The organism is Brachybacterium netajii (SeqCode) (assembly GCF_054114245.1).
The window spans coordinates 235,263-250,946 of the sequence record NZ_JBSYXB010000001.1; the positions used below are offsets into that span (position 1 = coordinate 235,263).

The window sequence follows — 15,684 nt, forward strand, 5'->3', positions numbered from 1 at the left end:
GCCGACGACCCCGCACCGTCGAGGTGCGGGGTCGTCGTCGTGTCAGGTGACGCCCTGCTCAGGCCTTGATGACGCCCTCGAGGGCGTCGCGCAGGGCCTCGGCCTCGGACTCGGCGATCTCGACGACCAGACGGCCGCCCCCCTCGAGCGGGACCCGCATGATGATGCTGCGTCCCTCTTCCACGACCTCGAGCGGTCCGTCACCGGTTCGCGGCTTCATAGCAGCCATGGCGTGCCTCCTAGATGGTGTCGCGTCCCTGGCCCGGCCCCCCGGACGGGGCCTCGGTCAGCCCGGGTACGGTGTCCATTATCTCAGGTCTTGCGACCTGGTCGCGCGCCGACGGCGCGGACGGGGCGGGAGAGCCACCCCGTCACCGGCTCTCCCGAGCGCCACGACGACCATCAGTAACGCTGTGACCAGGGCGATCAGCAGCAGGAGGAGCACCATCGGGCTGTAGGCGGTCATCCTGCGGCCGCCTCGCGCAGCACCTCGAGCGCCTCCTCCGCGGTGTCGACGACGCGCAGGAGGTCGACGTCGGCCGCGTTGATCAGCGCATGGTCGAGGACCGCGGTGGACACCCAGTCGATGAGCCCCTGCCAGTAGTCGCGGCCGACGAGCACGACGGGGAACATGCTGATCTTGTGGGTCTGCATGAGGCACAGGGCCTCGAAGAGCTCGTCGAGGGTGCCGAACCCGCCGGGCATCACCACGAAGCCGCTCGAGTACTTCACGAACATGGTCTTGCGCGCGAAGAAGTAGCGGAAGTCGACGCCCAGGTCGACGTACTCGTTCATGCCCTGTTCGTGCGGGAGCTCGATGCCGAGCCCGACGGAGACGCCGCCGGCCTCCTTCGCACCGCGGTTGCCGGCCTCCATGATCCCGGGGCCGCCGCCGGTGATGACCGCATACCCCATGTCGACGACCCCGCGGGCGATCTCCATCGCGCAGCGGTAGTCGCGGTGGTCGGAGGAGATCCGGGCGGATCCGAAGATCGAGATCGCCGGGCCGAGATCGGCGAGCGCGCCGAAGCCCTCGACGAACTCGCTCTGGATCCGCAGCACGCGCCACGGATCCCGGTGCTGCCAGTCCCCCTCCGGGTCCGGCTCGAGCAGGCTCTGATCGGTCGTGCGCGCGGGCCGCTGCTCGCCGCCCAGCGTGACGGGGCCTCGACGGTGACGTTCGCGTTCCTCGGGAGTCATGGGACGAGGGTAGTCGCGGGGGCGAGGAAGCGGCGCAGGCCCTCCAGGGCGGTGCGCAGCTCCTCGAGGGGGACGTGCTCGTCGTCGGTGTGCGCGAGCAGCGGGTCGCCGGGGCCGAAGTTCACCGCGGGCGTGCCGAGGGCCGAGAAGCGGGCGACGTCGGTCCAGCCCTGCTTGGCCGCGACCGGCACGTCCTCGCCGAGTGCGGCGAGGAAGTCGCGGGCGGCCTCCGAGTCCAGGCCGGGCAGGGCGCCGGGGGCGCTGTCGGTGACGCGGATGTCGACCTCGAGCCCGGTCAGGAGCTCGCGCACGTGCGCCTCCGCCTGCTCGGGGCTGGTGTCGGGGGCGAAGCGGTAGTTGAGGGTCGCGCTCGCGCGGTCGGGGATGACGTTGCCCGCGATGCCGCCGGAGATCGCGACGGCGTTGAGGCACTCGCGGTACTCCAGCCCGTCGATCACGGCGCGCCGGGCCTCGTAGCCGGCGAGGCGTTCGAGGACGGGGGCGAGATGGTGGATCGCGTTGTCGCCCACCCAGTCGCGGGCCGAGTGCGCGGCGATGCCGCGGGCGGTGACCTCGAGCTTCATGGTGCCCTTGCATCCGCCCTCGACGCCGGCCGAGGTGGGCTCGCCGAGGATCGCGAAGTCCGCCTCGAGCAGGCCGGGCCGCTCGGCGGCGATGCGGGTGAGCGCGTTGTCGGCCGCGGCGACCTCCTCGTGGTCGTAGAAGATCCAGGTGAGGTCGACGGGGGCGGCGTCGGCCTCGACCGCGAGCTTCAGGAGGATCGCGGTGCCGCCCTTCATGTCGACGGTGCCGCGGCCCCACAGCATCTCCTCGCCGTCGACGATGCGCCGCTGCGAGGGGAGGTTGTCGGCGAGCGGGACGGTGTCCAGATGCCCGGCGAGTAGCACGCGGCGGTCGAGCCCCCGCAGGGTGCGCGCGATGACGGTGTCCCCGTCCCGCAGCACGTCCAGGTGCGGGGCGTGCGCGCGCAGCGTCGTCTCGACGGCGTCGGCGAGAGCCCTCTCGTTCCCGGAGACGGATTCGATGTCGACGATCGCGGCCGTGAGGTCGACGATGTCGGCGCGCGGGTCGAGGACCGGGACGACGGCAGGATCAGCGGCGGGGGTGCTCATGCGCCCCATCGTGCCACCTGCGGCGGCAGCGCTCCGCCGGCGCGCGCGAGACGCAGGGCCACCGCTTCGGCATGGCGCAGCAGCTGGGGTCCGGTGCCGGGCTCGGCGGTGATCGCCGACCCGGGCTGGGCGGTGGTCACGGGCACCCCCACCAGGAGACGCCGCTCGTGGACCGTGCCGTCGAGGGCGATCGGCGCGTACAGCCCGTCGACGGCGATCGACCCCGTGAGCATCCGACGGCGGCTGCCGCGGGAGGCCCAGGAGTCCTTCTGGACCTCGCCGCGCTCCCGCCAGGCGCCGATCAGCGCGCTGCGATAGGCGGGGAGGTCCACCGGCGGCAGATGCGCCTCGAGGACGCCGTCGCAGAGGATCGTCGGTCCCTCCCCCGCCCGGACGGCGTAGCGGCCGGCCTCCTCGTCGATGTCGAGGTGCATGCCGGGTCCCGTGAACTCGACGAGCCCGGCCTCCTCGAGCGCGAGCAGCTGGCGCACGCGCAGCACCGGCGGGCCCGAGGCCCAGGAGGCGAAGGCGTTGCGCAGATGGCCGTCGATGTCCTGGCGGACGCTGTCGGTGGTGTACGCGCCGAGGTCGATGAGGCGGTTGACCTGGGTGCGCAGCGCGTTCAGGGCCCGGTAGAGGAGCACCCAGGCGTCGTCGGGGGCGGTGGCGCAGCGCAGGGACTCACGGAGCGCGTCGAGGGTGCGGCGATGGGCGTCGGCGATCGGTCCGCCGCGGCGTCCGAAGGGGAACAGCAGCTGGATCAGCGCCTCGTCGCTCGCGAGCTCGTCGGCGCCGATGCCGCGCAGGCCGCGGCGCATCTCGGCGAGCATGAGCGGCATGACGTCGCGCTCGTGGTCGACGCCGGCCGGGCGCACGGCCAGCTCGAGGACCCTTTCGGGCGTGAGCACCTGCAGGGCGTAGGGGGCAGGCAGGACGTCGCCGAGGTCGGGCTTGGGCCGGTAGATCATCCCCGAGCGCGATCCGACGACGAGCCGCGGCTCCCCTCCCCCGGGGAGGTAGCGCAGGCCGATGGGGCCGTCGGCCGGCACGAAGCGACCGCCCGCGGCGGCGGCGATCATCCCGATCGCGTCGTAGAAGTTCAGGCCCATGCCCTGCACCGCGACGGCCTCGCGACCCAGCAGCGAGGCGTAGTCGACGTCCAGCGGATTGGCGGGTCCGATGTGCACGAGGTCGTGGCGGTCGGCGGCGTCGGCGAGCTGCTGCGAGCGCGGTCCGGGGGCGGTGGGCAGGTGGCCGAGGGCCAGGGCGACGGCGTCGGCGGTGAGCACACGGCCGTCGTCGAGGCGGACCCGCTGGGGGCCGTCGGCGGGGCCGGTCACGTCGACCGCCTCCGCGCGGTGGCGGACGATGCGGAGGCGGGACGGATCGGCGTCGGCCTCCGCGGTGGCGAGGACGTGCGCGAGATAGCGGCCGTGCGCGGCGCGGGAGGCGAAGTCGGCGGGCGCGTAGCCCTCGGCGGCGAGGTGGTCGGCGAGGGTCGCGGTGCGGGGCACCGGCAGAGTCGGATGGCAGCTCTCGTCGGGGTAGAGCGTGGTCTGGCAGGTGGTGGTGTTCATCAGCAGCACCTCGCTCTGGTCCTCGCGCCAGACGGCGCCGCCGCGGCCGACGGCGGGGTCGATGAGGTGCACGGTCAGGCGGCCCTGCCAGTCCGGCAGCGTCGACGCCGCGACGAGCCGCTCGATGATCGCCGTGCCGCGCGGCCCGGCGCCGACGACCGCGAGGGTCCCGAGGGAGGCAGGGGTCCGGGCGGCGTCGGAGGCGGGAGCGGCGGTCTCGGTCATCCGCCCAGTATCCCGCGATCCGCGGGCGTCCGCGTGCGAGCATGGGTCCATGGAGAACGAGCGTCCCTTCCCTCCGACGGGTGTGCCGCATGACCCCGCCTCCGACCCGGGCGCGACCGGTCCGGGCGCGACCGGACCGGACGGCTCCCGCCCGGCGCCGGCGCGGCATCTGCAGCAGTCGCCCTCCCAGCTCCTGGGCGGGCGGCGAGCTGCGCGGCTGCGGGCGATCGCGGCCTCCGCCGGTCTCCCGCACGAGCGCGCGACCGCGGACGCGACGGTCATGGCCGCCTGGCTGACGACGGCGCAGCGGGCCCGCTACGCGCCGCTGCTGCGCGCGGGCGACGACCTCGACGAGTTCGTGGTGCGCCTCGCCGATGAGCGGCGGGTCATGCTCGAGGAGGGCACGGACACCGTCGCGGACGAGCTCGATGCGGCCGCGGCGGCGGAGCGGGCGGCGCGGCCGACGGTGCTGCGGACCCTCGAGATCCTGCTCCTGCTGGTCGTCGTCGCCGCCCTGGTCGTGTTCGCCCGGTCGGACAACGCTCTCGAGGACCTGCGGGCGCTCGGGACGGAGGGCGGTCTCGGCCATGTGCTCGAGCAGGCCCGCGACGATGCGCTGCTGACCGGGACGACGTCCCTCGCGGTCGGACTCGTCGCGCTGATCGCCGCGGCCGTCGTCGGAGCGATCGCCACGCGTCGGCGGGACCGGGCGATGCTGGACTGGGCCGTCTCCCGACCGGGGCAGCTGGGCCGCGGCATCCCGATGCGGAGGGCTCTGCAGACGACGTCGATCGGCGTGGCGCTCGTGATGGTGGCGGGGCCGGTGATCCTGACGGCCTTCGCGATCATCGGGCTGTTCACCGGCGCCGCGATCCTCCTGATCCTGCTGATCAGCCGCGACGAGCCGTCGTTCATGACCGCGGGATGGGTCCTGCTGGGCTCGTCGGCGGCGGCGCTGCTGCTCGCGGCGGTGCTGTCGAACCTGCGGATGCGCCGCCTCGAGCAGATGGTGCGCCGCTCGATGGCCTCGGAGTGGCTGGGACGCTACGGGTCCAAGCATCCGGAGGGCTGAGGCGGCACGGCCGTCGGCGGACCCGTGCTCGCCGGTGCGCGAGGGCTTCCGCACACGGAACCTCCACTCCCTCCGGCGCGGTCGCTCCGTAAACTCTCCCCATGACCACGACGACTCATGCCTGGGGCATCGGCCTCGCGACCATCGCGGCCGACGGCTCGACCCTCGACACCTGGTACCCCTCCCCGCAGCTGGGCGAGGCCCCGGCCGATCCGACCGCTGAGGAGCTGCACGCGCAGCTCGCCGCCGCCGCCCGCTCCGACGAGGCCCGCGGGACCCGCCAGGAGGTCGTCGTCCGCGCGATCGAGCTGGCCGCCGCACCGGCCGACGCCTCCGACGCCTACCTGCGCCTGCACCTGCTCTCGCACCGTCTGGTCCAGCCCAACGAGCAGAGCCTCGAGGGGCTGTTCGGCCAGCTCACCAACGTCGTGTGGACGTCGGAGGGCCCCTGCGCCGTGCCCGGCTTCGAGGAGACCCGCCTGCGCCTCGTCCTCGCGGGCCGCACGCCCGCGGTCCTGAGCGTCGACAAGTTCCCGCGCATGGTCGACTACGTCCTGCCCTCCGGGGTCCGCATCGGCGATGCCGACCGCGTGCGCCTGGGTGCGCACCTGGCCGAGGGCACGACGGTCATGCACGAGGGCTTCGTGAACTTCAACGCCGGGACGCTCGGCACCTCCATGGTCGAGGGCCGCATCTCCCAGGGCGTCGTGGTCGAGGACGGATCCGACGTCGGCGGCGGCGCCTCCACCATGGGCACCCTGTCCGGCGGCGGCACCGAGCGCGTGCGCATCGGCAGGCGGTCGCTGCTGGGCGCCGAGGCCGGGGTCGGGATCGCGCTGGGCGACGACTGCGTGGTCGAGGCCGGCCTCTACATCACCGCCGGCACCAAGGTCATCGTCGTCGGCGAGAAGGCGGCGGGCTCCGACGAGCAGCACGTGGTCAAGGCGCGCGAGCTCTCGGGCGTCCCGAACCTGCTGTTCCGCCGCAACTCGCTGACCGGCGCCGTCGAGGCCGTCGCCCGCGCCGGCCAGACCGTCGAGCTCAACGCCGCGCTGCACGCGAACTGAACCCCGAGCCCGCCCTGGTCCCCGCCGCCGCACCCCCGGATCCGCGTGATGTCCACGATGACGCCCCCGATGGCGCTCCCGATGATGCTCCCGACGTCCTCCACGGCGTCCACGGCCTCCACGGCGTCCCGCCGATGAGCGCGCCCCGCTCCCGGCGGCGCCGCGGCGGCGGCGCCCTGCGTCGCGCGCTCATCCCGCTGACGATGGTGCTCATCCTCGGGGGCATCGCCGGCGGCTCGTACCTGGCGCTGCAGCGCTACGGCTCCCCCGCCCACGCGGGCACCTGCGTGGCGTCGGGGCTCGGGACGACTCATCGGTACACGACCGAGCGGGTCGCCAACGCCGCGCTCATCAGCGCGGTCGCCGTGGACCGGGGGCTCCCCCCGCGGGCCGCGTCGATCGCGCTGACGACGGCGTACCAGGAGTCGCAGCTGATCAACATCGACTACGGCGACCGCGACTCCCTGGGCCTGTTCCAGCAGCGGCCCTCGCAGGGCTGGGGCAGCGAGGAGGAGATCCTCGATCCGGTCTACTCCGCGAACGCCTTCTACGATGCGCTCGTCGCGATCGACGGCTACGAGAGCGGCGACATCAACGACGTCGCCCAGCAGGTGCAGCGCTCGGGCTATCCCGAGGCGTACCGCGACCACGAGACGGAGGGCCGGATCTACGCCTCCGCGCTGACGGGGCAGTCCGGGGCGAACCTCCTGTGCACGCTCGAGGCGACCGGCACCGCCGCCTCCCCCGAGGCGGTCCGCTCGGAGCTCGAGCGGCAGTTCCCGCGGCTGACGGAAGCAGGAACGCTGACGACCTCTCTCGTCGGCGCCGCCGAGGCCGCTCCCGCGGTGCCGAGCACCGCGGGTCCGACGGCCCTCGTGATCGACGCCTCCGGCGATCAGCAGCTCGGGTGGACGATCGCCAACTGGGCCGTCGCCCAGGCCGCCGACGCCGGGGTCGTGCAGGTCAGCTATCAGGGCCGGGTGTGGGACCGCTCCGCGCGCGGAGACGCGGCGGAGGCCTGGACGAGCGCCGAGGGCGGCGACGCCGACCGCGTGGTCGTGCTCGTCAGCGGCGGCTGAGCGCCCCTCAGAACACCGTGAGACCGCGGGCGCGGAACTGCTCGCGCACCCGGTCGACGGTCTCGTGGGACGGCGGCTCGGCGTCGCGCAGCTGATAGGCCATGCCGAGGCTGTCCCACTTGTCCTGGCCCATGTTGTGGAAGGGCAGCACCTCGACGCGGTCGACGACGCCCTTCCAGCGCTCGACGATGTCGGCGACGCGCTCGACGTTGCGGACGTCGTCGGTCCAGCCGGGGACCACGACGAAGCGGATCCAGACCCGGGCGGTCCCCCGGCGCGCGAGCCGGTCGCCGAAGTCGATCGTCGGCTGCAGGGCGCGCCCGGTCAGGCGCCGATAGGTGTCCTCGTCGCCGGACTTCACGTCCAGCAGCACCAGGTCGATGTCGTCGAGCATGGCGTCGGAGGCGGCGGCGCCGAGGAACCCGGAGGTGTCGATCGCCGTGTGCACGCCCATCTCCTTCGCCGCGCGCAGCACGTTCGCGGCGAAGGCGGGCTGCATGAGCACCTCGCCGCCGGAGAGGGTGATGCCGCCGCCCGACGCGCGGAAGACGCGGCGGTAGCGGCGGATGCGGCCGACGATCTCCTCGAGGGGGACGTCCTCCCCGCGGCGCATCTCCATGGTGTCGGGGTTGTGGCAGTAGACGCAGCGCAGCGGGCAGCCGGCGAGGAACACCGTCAGCCGGGTGCCGGGACCGTCGACCGCGGTGACCAGCTCCCACGAGTGCACCGAGGCGACCTCGCCCGCGCGGACCGCGCGGAGGCGGTCGGCGCGCTCGAGCTCGCTCGCGGCCATGCCCTCGATCCCGGCGCCGAGGCGGCGGGCGGCCGGCTCCGACGGGAAGGCCCCGAGGGGCCCGGTCGTCGGCGTCGTCGAGGCGGAGGAGGTTACCGCGGTCGCGGTCATGGCGGGGTCACGCTCCCTGGTGGAAGGTGCGGTCGAGGACGTCGAGCTGCTGCTCGCGGGTCAGCTTGACGAAGTTGACGGCGTAGCCGGAGACGCGGACCGTCAGGTTCGGGTACTCCTCCGGGTTCTCCATCGCGTCCAGCAGCGTGTCCTTGTTCAGGACGTTGATGTTGGCGTGGAAGAGGCCCGCCTCCATGTTGTTCTCGGCGCGTCCGGCGCGCATGGCGGCCAGGCGCTCGTCGAAGGTCTTGACGCTCATGATGTGCTCCTCGGGATGGTGGTGCGGTACGGATCAGTGCAGTGCGGTGATGCGGATCGGTGATGCGGGTCGGTTCCGCCGCGGCCCGTGCGGGCCGCGGCGGAACCGGGGAGTCTCAGTCCTCGTCCATGAGGAAGCCGGAGTCGAGGATGCCGACGAGGTTCGCGACCTGCTCGTCCTTGGTGCGGCCGAGGCCCTGCGGGGTGATCGTGTTGGTCAGCGAGATCCCGTCGAGGGCGTCGTTGTAGTCGAGCTTGCCGACGCTGAGCATCGAGGCGACCATGCCGTGGGAGTCCATCCCGTTCTCCGGGTTCGCGCCCGGGGCGAAGGGGGTGCCCGCGCGGTGGCCCGAGGGGAAGGAGCCGGTGGCCTTGCCGTAGACGACGTTCGAGGTGATCGTGAGGACCGACTGGGTCGGGATCGCGTCCCGGTACATCGGCTTCTCCTTGATCTTCTGCATGACCGTGTGGACGATCGTCGCAGCGATGTCGTCGGCCCGGTCGTCGTCGTTCCCGTACACGGGGAAGTCGCCCTCGGTCACGTAGTCGACCACGAGGCCGGTCTCGTCGCGCACCGGCGTGACCTTCGCGTACCGGATCGCGGCGAGGGAGTCGGCGACGATCGACAGGCCCGCGATGCCGCAGCCCATCGTGCGCACGATCTCGGAGTCGTGCAGCGCCATCTCGATGGACTCGTAGGCGTACCGGTCGTGGCTGTAGTGGATGATGTTCAGCGCCTCGACGTAGGTGCCGACGACCCAGTCGAGCATCTGCTCGTACTTCTCCCAGACCTCGTCGAAGTCCAGCGGGCCGTCGCCCTCGATCGGGGTGAACAGGCCGGGCTCGGTGACCTGCTTGCCGCTGACCTCGTCCTGGCCGCCGTTGATCGCGTACAGCAGCGACTTCGCGGCGTTGACGCGGGCGCCGAAGAACTGCATCTGCTTGCCGACGCGCATCGGGGAGACGCAGCAGGCGATCGCCGCATCATCGCCCCAGCGGCCGCGGATCTGCTCGTCGGACTCGTACTGGATCGACGAGGTCTCGATGGAGATCGCCGAGCAGAACTCCTTGTACCCCTCGGGCAGCGCCGGGTCCCAGAAGATGGTGATGTTCGGCTCCGGGGCCGGGCCGAGGTTGCGCAGCGTCTGCAGCAGACGGAACGAGGTCTTCGTGACCAGCGGTCGACCGTCGGCGCCGAAGCCGGCGTCGGACCAGGTGGCCCAGTAGGGGTCGCCCGAGAAGATCTGGTCGTAGTCGATGGTCCGCAGGAAGCGGACGATGCGGAGCTTCAGCACGAGCGCATCGATGATCTCCTGCGCGCCCTCCTCCGTGAGCGTCCCCGCGGCGAGGTCCCGCTCGAAGTAGGCGTCGAGGAAGCCGGAGAGGCGCCCGATGGACATGGCGGCGCCGTCCTGGCTCTTCACGGAGGCGAGATAGGCCATGTAGGTCCACTGGACGGCCTCCTGCGCGGTCGCGGCGGGGCGACGCAGGTCCAGGCCGTAGATGTCGCCGAGCCGGACGAGCTTCTTCAGCGCCTTGATCTGCTCGGCGTGCTCCTCGCGGTAGCGCGCCCAGTGCTCGCTGAAGCCCTCCGCGACGACGGCGTCCTTCGCGCGCAGCTTGTCGGCGATGAGGAAGTCCGCGCCGTACAGCGCCAGACGGCGGTAGTCGCCGATGATGCGGCCACGGCCGTAGGCGTCGGGCAGGCCGGTGATGATGTGGCTCGAGCGGGCGGCGCGGATGCGCGGGGTGTACATGTCGAAGACCGCATCGTTGTGGGTCTTGCGGTACTGGGTGAAGATCTTCCGGATCTCCGGGTCGGGCTCCTTCCCGGCCTCCTTGATCGCGGTCTCCACCATGCGCCAGCCGCCGTTGGGCATCATCGCGCGCTTGAGCGGGACGTCGGTCTGCAGGCCGACGATCACATCGTCCTCGGGGCAGATGTACCCGGCGTCGAAGGCGTCGATGTCGGCGGGAGTCTTCGTGTCGACGTCGTAGACGCGACGACGGCGCTCCTCGGAGAGGTAGTTCCTCTCGAGGTGGTCCCAGACCTTCAGCGTCTTCTCCGTGGGGCCCGCGAGGAAGGAGGCGTCGCCGGCGTAGGGCGTGTAGTTGCGCTGGATGAAGTCCCGCACGTCGATCGCGTCCTGCCAGGGGCCCGGGGCGAAGCCGGCCCAGGCATCGGCCGGAGCGGCCGACGGGGCCTCGGAGGCCGCGGGTGCGGCGGCCGCGGGTGCGGCGGTGGCGGTGGCGGTGGCGGCATCCGGAGCGGCGGCGGGCGTCGGTGCGGTGGCAGTGCCCGGCGCGGGACGGGTCGCGTCGGCGGCGGGACGATCGGTCGTGGCGGACGACATGGAGAGCCTCCTCGATGGTGTCGGAGGGTCCGTCGGGTCCGTGCCCTCCGAAGATGGCTCCAGCCTAGGAGCGCACGGAGGGTCGGCCCCGGGGAGAAGGTCCCGGAGGAAACAGCCGCTGAACTGCGGCGTCGGTCACATTCCGACCGTCGCGCGGACAGCCGACGGCCCGCCCCGCAGGAGCGGGGCGGGCCGTCGGGGATCGTGCCGGCGGGCCGGTCAGTGGTCCAGGCGGCGCTCCTGCGCGAGCTGCTCCTGGTGGGCGCGATGCTCCGCCTCGAGCTCGCTCGCGAGCTGCTCGAGCCGCAGCTCGGTGGTGCCGGTGCGCTGGGCCATGTCGACGTAGTCGCGGCGCTCGTGCCCGGTGTAGATCTGGCGCGGGCGCCCGATCTTGGTCTCCGGGTCGTGGACCATCTCCTGCCACTGCGCGATCCAGCCGGGCAGGCGGCCGATCGCGAAGAGCACCGTGAACATCTGCGTCGGGAAGCCGATCGCCTTGTAGATGAGGCCGGTGTAGAAATCGACGTTCGGGTACAGCTTCCGCTCGACGAAGTAGTCGTCCTGGAGGGCGATCTCCTCGAGCTTCATCGCGAGCTCGAGGCGCTCGTCATGCACGCCGAGGCGCTCGAGGACGTCGTCGGCGATCTTCTTGACGAAGCGGGCGCGGGGATCGTAGTTCTTGTACACCCGGTGGCCGAAGCCCATCAGGCGGATCCCGTCCTCCTTGATCTTCACCTTCTCCATGAAGACGCGCGGGTCGATGCGCTCGTCGCGGATGGTGTTGAGCATCTCCATGACGGCCGCGTTGGCGCCGCCGTGGGCCGGGCCGGAGAGGGCGCCGATGCCGGCGGAGATCGAGGTGAACAGGTTCGCCTGCGCGGAGCCGACGAGGCGGACCGCGGAGGTCGAGCAGTTCTGCTCGTGGTCGGCGTGGAGGATCAGCAGCTGCTCCATCGCGCGCACGACGACGGGATCGGCGATGTAGTCCTCGACGGGGAACCCGAAGGTCAGCCGCAGGAAGTTCTCGATCAGGGAGAGGCGGTTGTCCGGGTACAGGAGCGCATGGCCCTGCGAGACGCGGTGCGCGTAGGCGGCCATCGTGGGGACCTTCGCGAGCAGCCGCACGGAGGACAGGCGCACCTGCTCCTCGTCGAACGGGTCGAGGGAGTCCTGGTAGAAGGTCGACAGCGCGGAGACGCCCGCCTGGAGGACCGCCATCGGGTGCGCGTCGCGGGGGTAGCCGTCGAACTGGCGCTTGAAGCGCTCGTCGAGCAGCGTGCGGCGCTCCACCGAGGAGACGAAGGTGTCGAGCTGGCCGTTGGTGGGCAGCTCGCCGTTGATGAGGAGGTAGGCGACCTCGAGGAAGCTGGACTTCTCCGCCAGCTGCTCGATCGGGTACCCGCGGTAGCGCAGGATGCCCTCGTCGCCGTCGATATAGGTGATGGCGGACTTCGCGTTGGCGGTGTTCATGAAACCGGGGTCGTAGGTGACCGCGCCGGTCTGCTTCCGCAACGGGCCGATGGAGATGCCCGGATTCCCTTCGACCGCGGGGACGACAGGAAGATCGAGGGTGTGCTCACCGAAGGTGAGGCGGGCGTTCGGCGTCGCGTGATCCATGTGCTCTCCGTCGTGCTGATCGGATCTGTCAGAGTCTCCCGAGTCGTCGGGCAGCGGCGGCGATCCTCTCGTCGGTCGCGGTCATCGCGACGCGGACGAAGGCCCCGCCCCCCTCACCATAGAACATCCCGGGCGCCACCAGCACGCCCGCTCCCGCGAGGCGGTCCACGGTGCGCATCGACTCCTCGCCGAAGGTCGTCCACAGGTACAGACCCGCCTGCGATCCGCGGATCTCCCCGCCGGCATCGCGGAGCGCCGGCTCGAGGATCGCGCGCCGGGCGCGGTAGACCTCGCGCTGCGCGGCGACCGCGTCGTCGTCCCCGAGGGCGGTCGTCATCGCGACCTGCACGGGCCCGGGGAGCATCAGCCCGGCCTGCTTGCGGATCGCGGTGAGCTCCTCGATCAGCGCCGGATCCCCCGCGACGAAGGCCGCCCGGTAGCCCGCGAGGTTGGACTGCTTGGACAGGGAGTACACGCACAGCACGCCGTCGAGGGACCCGCCGCTGACGCGCGGGTCCAGGATCGAGGGGACGTCCTCGACGGTCCACGGGAGCAGCGCGTAGCACTCGTCGGAGGCCACGACGATCCCGCGCCCGCGCGCCCAGGCGACGATCCGCGCCATCCGCTCGGCCGAGAGCACCTCGCCCGTCGGGTTCGAGGGCGAGTTCAGCCAGAGCAGGCGGATGCGGTCGAGCACGTCCGCGGGGACCGCCTCGTCGCCGCGGTCGGCGAGCGCGACGACGTCGAGCGGGACGGAGCGGGCGCCGACGAAGCGGGCGCCCATGTCGTACGTCGGGTAGGCGACGTCGGGGAACGCGACGGCGTCCTCGGAGCCGATCCCCAGCTGGAAGGGCAGGTGGGCGACGAGCTCCTTGGAGCCGACCGTCGGCAGCACGGCGTCGACGTCGGTCGCGGCGGGGGCGGCGCGATGCCGGCGCACGAAGCCGACGAGGGCCTCGCGGAGCGCGGCCGTGCCGACCGTCGTCGGGTAGCCGTGGGAGTCGGCGGCGCCGGCGAGGGCGCGCTGCACCGAGGCCGGCGTCGGGTCGACGGGCGTGCCGACGGAGAGGTCGACGATCCCGTCCTCATGGGCGGCGGCGCGCTGCTTGGCGCCCGCGATCGCATCCCAGGGGAAGGCGGGCAGGCGGGCCGCCAGCGACCGGCGCTCGGTGCGTGCCATGGAGATCACTCCCCCTGCGGGGGAAGGGCCTCGATCAGCGGGTGGTCCTTGGCGATGACGCCCATCTTGGCGGCACCGCCGGGAGCGCCCAGCTCGTCGAAGAACTCGACGTTCGCCTTGTAGTAGTCCGCCCACTCGTCCGGCAGGTCGTCCTCGTAGAAGATCGCCTCGGTGGGGCAGACCGGCTCGCAGGCACCGCAGTCGACGCACTCGTCGGGCTGGATGTAGAGCGAACGGTTGCCCTCGTAGATGCAGTCCACGGGGCACTCGTCCACGCACGCGCGATCCTTGACGTCCACGCAGGGCAGGGCGATGACGTAGGTCATGGTGGCAGATTCCTTCCGGAGATGGGGACGGCTCGATTCTCGCACCCGCCGCCGCTCGAGCGCCCCCGGGCGTTCATCGGGGGCCACGGACGTGATGCGACGAACACCGTCCGAGGCTGCGACGGACTGCTCTGCGATAGCCTCCGGCACGTGACCACCGCCCCGGACTCCCCCCGCCCGCTCCCGCGTCCCGGCTGGGCGCCCTTCATCGAACCGGGCCGCCGCGTGGTGCTGCGCTACCGCATCGACCCCGAGGCCTCGCCGCACGGGGAGTCGATGACCGACGCGCTCGGCACCGTCCGGGCGGTCGACGAGGACACGGTCACGGTGATGACCCGCCGCGGCGAGGCCCGCGTCGTGCGGGGGCTCGTCACCGCCGCGAAGGAGGTCCCTCCCCCGCCGCGGCGCCCGCCCCTGCGCGATCCCTTCGCGGACCGCCGCTCCGACGCGCCCGGATGATGTAGTCGGCCGACGCGACGACGTGCAGGGCGACCCCCGCCCAGAGCGCGGCGCGCACCGCGCCGAGGAGGTCCGGGAACCAGGCCGCCGCGGCCGCGAGCAGGAACACCGAGGTCATGAGCACCGCGGTGCGGATCTTGCCGAGCCAGGAGACGCCGAGGCGCCCGCCCAGCGCGGCCGTCGTCGCGAGCACGGCCGTCGCCAGGTCCAGGCCGACGATGATCGCGAGCGCGCTCCACGGCAGCAGCCCGGCGAGCGCGAGGGACAGGACGATCCCGGCGAGCCCGATCCGATCGGCGATCGGGTCGATGATCTCTCCGGTGCGGCTGGTCTGGCCCAGGCCGCGGGCGAGGAGGCCGTCGACCCAGTCCGTCGAGGCCCAGACCAGCAGCAGCACCACGGCGAGAGCGTCGGGCCCCCGGACGAGCAGCAGGCAGACCGGGAGTAGCAGCAGGAACCGCAGGAGGGTGACGGCGTTGGGCACGGTGGCCCAGTCCGGCCTCCCGGTGCGCGTCTCCGCGCCCGGGCCCTCCGCCTCCGGGGCTCCCGTGCCGTCGCGCCTCATCGGCGGCCCTCGCGGGTCATCCCTTCGCGCTCCGCAGGCGGCGCAGCACCGTGATGACGAGCGCCGCGACGAAGGGGATGCCGACGCCCAGCAGCTGCACGATCCATCCGGCGAGCTGGACCTGATCGCCGATGGCGCCGGGCATGAGCACGCCGCCGCCGGCTCCGCTGCCGAGGAAGGGCACGGCGAACATCCCCCACAGCGAGCCCAGCACGACCAGCGGGAGCCGCGAGCCGGTGACGCCGTAGAGGAAGGCGCACGTCGTGCTCTGGTAGAAGGCTCCGAGGAGAAGTCCCAGCGGGATGCGGACGCCGAGCGGGTCCACGTGCAGGCGATGGATCGAGATCATGATGACCACCGACAGCGCCGCGGGGACCACGGCCATCGCCGCCTGCCCGAGGCGCGCCCCGAGCGTCGAGGGCGGGAGCGCCGCGACGGCGGTCTGCGGGCTGCGCTGCGGGCTGCGGGGCGTCATCTGGCTCGAGGTCACCGGACCATTGTCCCCCATGCCCCGTCCCCGGGATCCGGCTCCTGCCCGGGTGCCTTCACGGGCCGCCGCCCGGTCCGTCCGGCCCGCCCGAGGCCTCCGGCGCGCTCGGGGCGTCTTCGCCGCATGCGGCAGGGGCGCCCCGCGGTGCTCTCGCACCGGCGGGACGCCCCTGCTTCCG

The 15,684-nt window shown here is 72.6% G+C and carries 16 protein-coding genes; 4 read left to right on the forward strand and 12 right to left on the reverse strand.

Annotated features, from left to right (window positions below; all coding sequences use genetic code 11):
- Window positions 1-58 precede the first annotated feature (58 nt).
- The 4 genes from ACXET9_RS01040 to ACXET9_RS01055 form a co-directional block, all read right to left on the reverse strand.
- Entirely contained in the window at window positions 59-229 is a 171-nt protein-coding gene (locus ACXET9_RS01040; RefSeq protein ID WP_457884032.1) for a DUF3117 domain-containing protein, read from the reverse strand.
- 233 nt (window positions 230-462) lie between these two features.
- Window positions 463-1,200 (reverse strand): LOG family protein, encoded by a 738-nt coding sequence (locus ACXET9_RS01045; RefSeq protein WP_457884033.1) that lies wholly within the window; start codon window positions 1,198-1,200, stop codon window positions 463-465.
- On the reverse strand, window positions 1,197-2,342 hold the full coding sequence (gene dapE, locus ACXET9_RS01050; RefSeq protein WP_457884035.1) for a succinyl-diaminopimelate desuccinylase: 1,146 nt from the start codon (window positions 2,340-2,342) through the stop codon (window positions 1,197-1,199). The genes ACXET9_RS01045 and dapE overlap by 4 nt, the downstream gene beginning before the upstream one ends.
- Window positions 2,330-4,135, reverse strand: coding sequence for an FAD/NAD(P)-binding protein (locus ACXET9_RS01055; protein WP_457884037.1), 1,806 nt, complete (start codon window positions 4,133-4,135; stop codon window positions 2,330-2,332). The genes dapE and ACXET9_RS01055 overlap by 13 nt, the downstream gene beginning before the upstream one ends.
- A 49-nt stretch (window positions 4,136-4,184) precedes the next feature.
- Between ACXET9_RS01055 and ACXET9_RS01060 the strand changes: the two genes are divergently transcribed.
- The 3 genes from ACXET9_RS01060 to ACXET9_RS01070 all read left to right on the forward strand — a co-directional run bounded on the left by ACXET9_RS01060 (window position 4,185) and on the right by ACXET9_RS01070 (window position 7,353).
- Entirely contained in the window at window positions 4,185-5,207 is a 1,023-nt protein-coding gene (locus tag ACXET9_RS01060; RefSeq protein WP_457884038.1) for a hypothetical protein, read from the forward strand.
- 101 nt (window positions 5,208-5,308) lie between these two features.
- Window positions 5,309-6,274, forward strand: coding sequence for a 2,3,4,5-tetrahydropyridine-2,6-dicarboxylate N-succinyltransferase (gene dapD, locus ACXET9_RS01065; RefSeq protein WP_457884039.1), 966 nt, complete (start codon window positions 5,309-5,311; stop codon window positions 6,272-6,274).
- Between the two features lie 134 nt (window positions 6,275-6,408).
- Complete coding sequence (locus ACXET9_RS01070; RefSeq protein WP_457884040.1) at window positions 6,409-7,353, forward strand: hypothetical protein; 945 nt, start codon at window positions 6,409-6,411, stop codon at window positions 7,351-7,353.
- Between the two features lie 7 nt (window positions 7,354-7,360).
- Here ACXET9_RS01070 and pflA read toward each other — a convergent pair whose 3' ends face one another.
- From pflA to fdxA, 6 genes are all read right to left on the reverse strand, one after another.
- Window positions 7,361-8,146, reverse strand: a complete 786-nt coding sequence (gene pflA, locus ACXET9_RS01075; RefSeq protein WP_457884963.1) for a pyruvate formate-lyase-activating protein — start codon at window positions 8,144-8,146, stop codon at window positions 7,361-7,363.
- A gap of 118 nt (window positions 8,147-8,264) precedes the next feature.
- Window positions 8,265-8,516: an autonomous glycyl radical cofactor GrcA2 gene (gene grcA2 / locus ACXET9_RS01080; RefSeq protein WP_457884042.1), complete on the reverse strand. Its 252-nt coding sequence runs from the start codon at window positions 8,514-8,516 to the stop codon at window positions 8,265-8,267.
- 115 nt (window positions 8,517-8,631) lie between these two features.
- Complete coding sequence (locus ACXET9_RS01085) at window positions 8,632-10,869, reverse strand: pyruvate formate lyase family protein (protein WP_457884044.1); 2,238 nt, start codon at window positions 10,867-10,869, stop codon at window positions 8,632-8,634.
- 219 nt (window positions 10,870-11,088) lie between these two features.
- Window positions 11,089-12,486 carry a citrate synthase gene (locus ACXET9_RS01090; protein WP_457884046.1) on the reverse strand — a complete coding sequence of 466 codons (1,398 nt, stop codon included), beginning with the start codon at window positions 12,484-12,486 and terminating at the stop codon, window positions 11,089-11,091.
- A 28-nt stretch (window positions 12,487-12,514) separates the two neighbouring features.
- Window positions 12,515-13,666 carry a succinyldiaminopimelate transaminase gene (gene dapC / locus ACXET9_RS01095; RefSeq protein WP_457884048.1) on the reverse strand — a complete coding sequence of 384 codons (1,152 nt, stop codon included), beginning with the start codon at window positions 13,664-13,666 and terminating at the stop codon, window positions 12,515-12,517.
- 5 nt (window positions 13,667-13,671) lie between these two features.
- Entirely contained in the window at window positions 13,672-13,992 is a 321-nt protein-coding gene (fdxA, locus tag ACXET9_RS01100; RefSeq protein WP_457884050.1) for a ferredoxin, read from the reverse strand.
- Between the two features lie 150 nt (window positions 13,993-14,142).
- Between fdxA and ACXET9_RS01105 the strand changes: the two genes are divergently transcribed.
- Window positions 14,143-14,451 (forward strand): putative acetyltransferase, encoded by a 309-nt coding sequence (locus tag ACXET9_RS01105; RefSeq protein WP_457884052.1) that lies wholly within the window; start codon window positions 14,143-14,145, stop codon window positions 14,449-14,451.
- Here ACXET9_RS01105 and ACXET9_RS01110 read toward each other — a convergent pair.
- A complete protein-coding gene (locus tag ACXET9_RS01110) occupies window positions 14,363-15,016 on the reverse strand; it encodes a CDP-alcohol phosphatidyltransferase family protein (RefSeq protein WP_457884054.1) in 654 nt (217 codons plus the stop codon). The genes ACXET9_RS01105 and ACXET9_RS01110 overlap by 89 nt on opposite strands.
- A gap of 16 nt (window positions 15,017-15,032) precedes the next feature.
- Window positions 15,033-15,506 (reverse strand): hypothetical protein, encoded by a 474-nt coding sequence (locus ACXET9_RS01115; RefSeq protein ID WP_457884055.1) that lies wholly within the window; start codon window positions 15,504-15,506, stop codon window positions 15,033-15,035.
- Between the last annotated feature and the right edge of the window lie 178 nt (window positions 15,507-15,684).

What these genes read in the sequence shown, in the direction of transcription:
- ACXET9_RS01040 (WP_457884032.1), bottom strand. Translation starts at nt 229, where the DNA reads ATGGCTGCTATGAAGCCGCGAACCGGTGACGGACCGCTCGAGGTCGTG.
- ACXET9_RS01045 (WP_457884033.1), bottom strand. Translation starts at nt 1,200, where the DNA reads ATGACTCCCGAGGAACGCGAACGTCACCGTCGAGGCCCCGTCACGCTG.
- dapE (WP_457884035.1), bottom strand. Translation starts at nt 2,342, where the DNA reads ATGGGGCGCATGAGCACCCCCGCCGCTGATCCTGCCGTCGTCCCGGTC.
- ACXET9_RS01055 (WP_457884037.1), bottom strand. Translation starts at nt 4,135, where the DNA reads ATGACCGAGACCGCCGCTCCCGCCTCCGACGCCGCCCGGACCCCTGCC.
- ACXET9_RS01060 (WP_457884038.1), top strand. Translation starts at nt 4,185, where the DNA reads ATGGAGAACGAGCGTCCCTTCCCTCCGACGGGTGTGCCGCATGACCCC.
- dapD (WP_457884039.1), top strand. Translation starts at nt 5,309, where the DNA reads ATGACCACGACGACTCATGCCTGGGGCATCGGCCTCGCGACCATCGCG.
- ACXET9_RS01070 (WP_457884040.1), top strand. Translation starts at nt 6,409, where the DNA reads ATGAGCGCGCCCCGCTCCCGGCGGCGCCGCGGCGGCGGCGCCCTGCGT.
- pflA (WP_457884963.1), bottom strand. Translation starts at nt 8,146, where the DNA reads ATGGCCGCGAGCGAGCTCGAGCGCGCCGACCGCCTCCGCGCGGTCCGC.
- grcA2 (WP_457884042.1), bottom strand. Translation starts at nt 8,516, where the DNA reads ATGAGCGTCAAGACCTTCGACGAGCGCCTGGCCGCCATGCGCGCCGGA.
- ACXET9_RS01085 (WP_457884044.1), bottom strand. Translation starts at nt 10,869, where the DNA reads ATGTCGTCCGCCACGACCGATCGTCCCGCCGCCGACGCGACCCGTCCC.
- ACXET9_RS01090 (WP_457884046.1), bottom strand. Translation starts at nt 12,486, where the DNA reads ATGGATCACGCGACGCCGAACGCCCGCCTCACCTTCGGTGAGCACACC.
- dapC (WP_457884048.1), bottom strand. Translation starts at nt 13,666, where the DNA reads ATGGCACGCACCGAGCGCCGGTCGCTGGCGGCCCGCCTGCCCGCCTTC.
- fdxA (WP_457884050.1), bottom strand. Translation starts at nt 13,992, where the DNA reads ATGACCTACGTCATCGCCCTGCCCTGCGTGGACGTCAAGGATCGCGCG.
- ACXET9_RS01110 (WP_457884054.1), bottom strand. Translation starts at nt 15,016, where the DNA reads ATGAGGCGCGACGGCACGGGAGCCCCGGAGGCGGAGGGCCCGGGCGCG.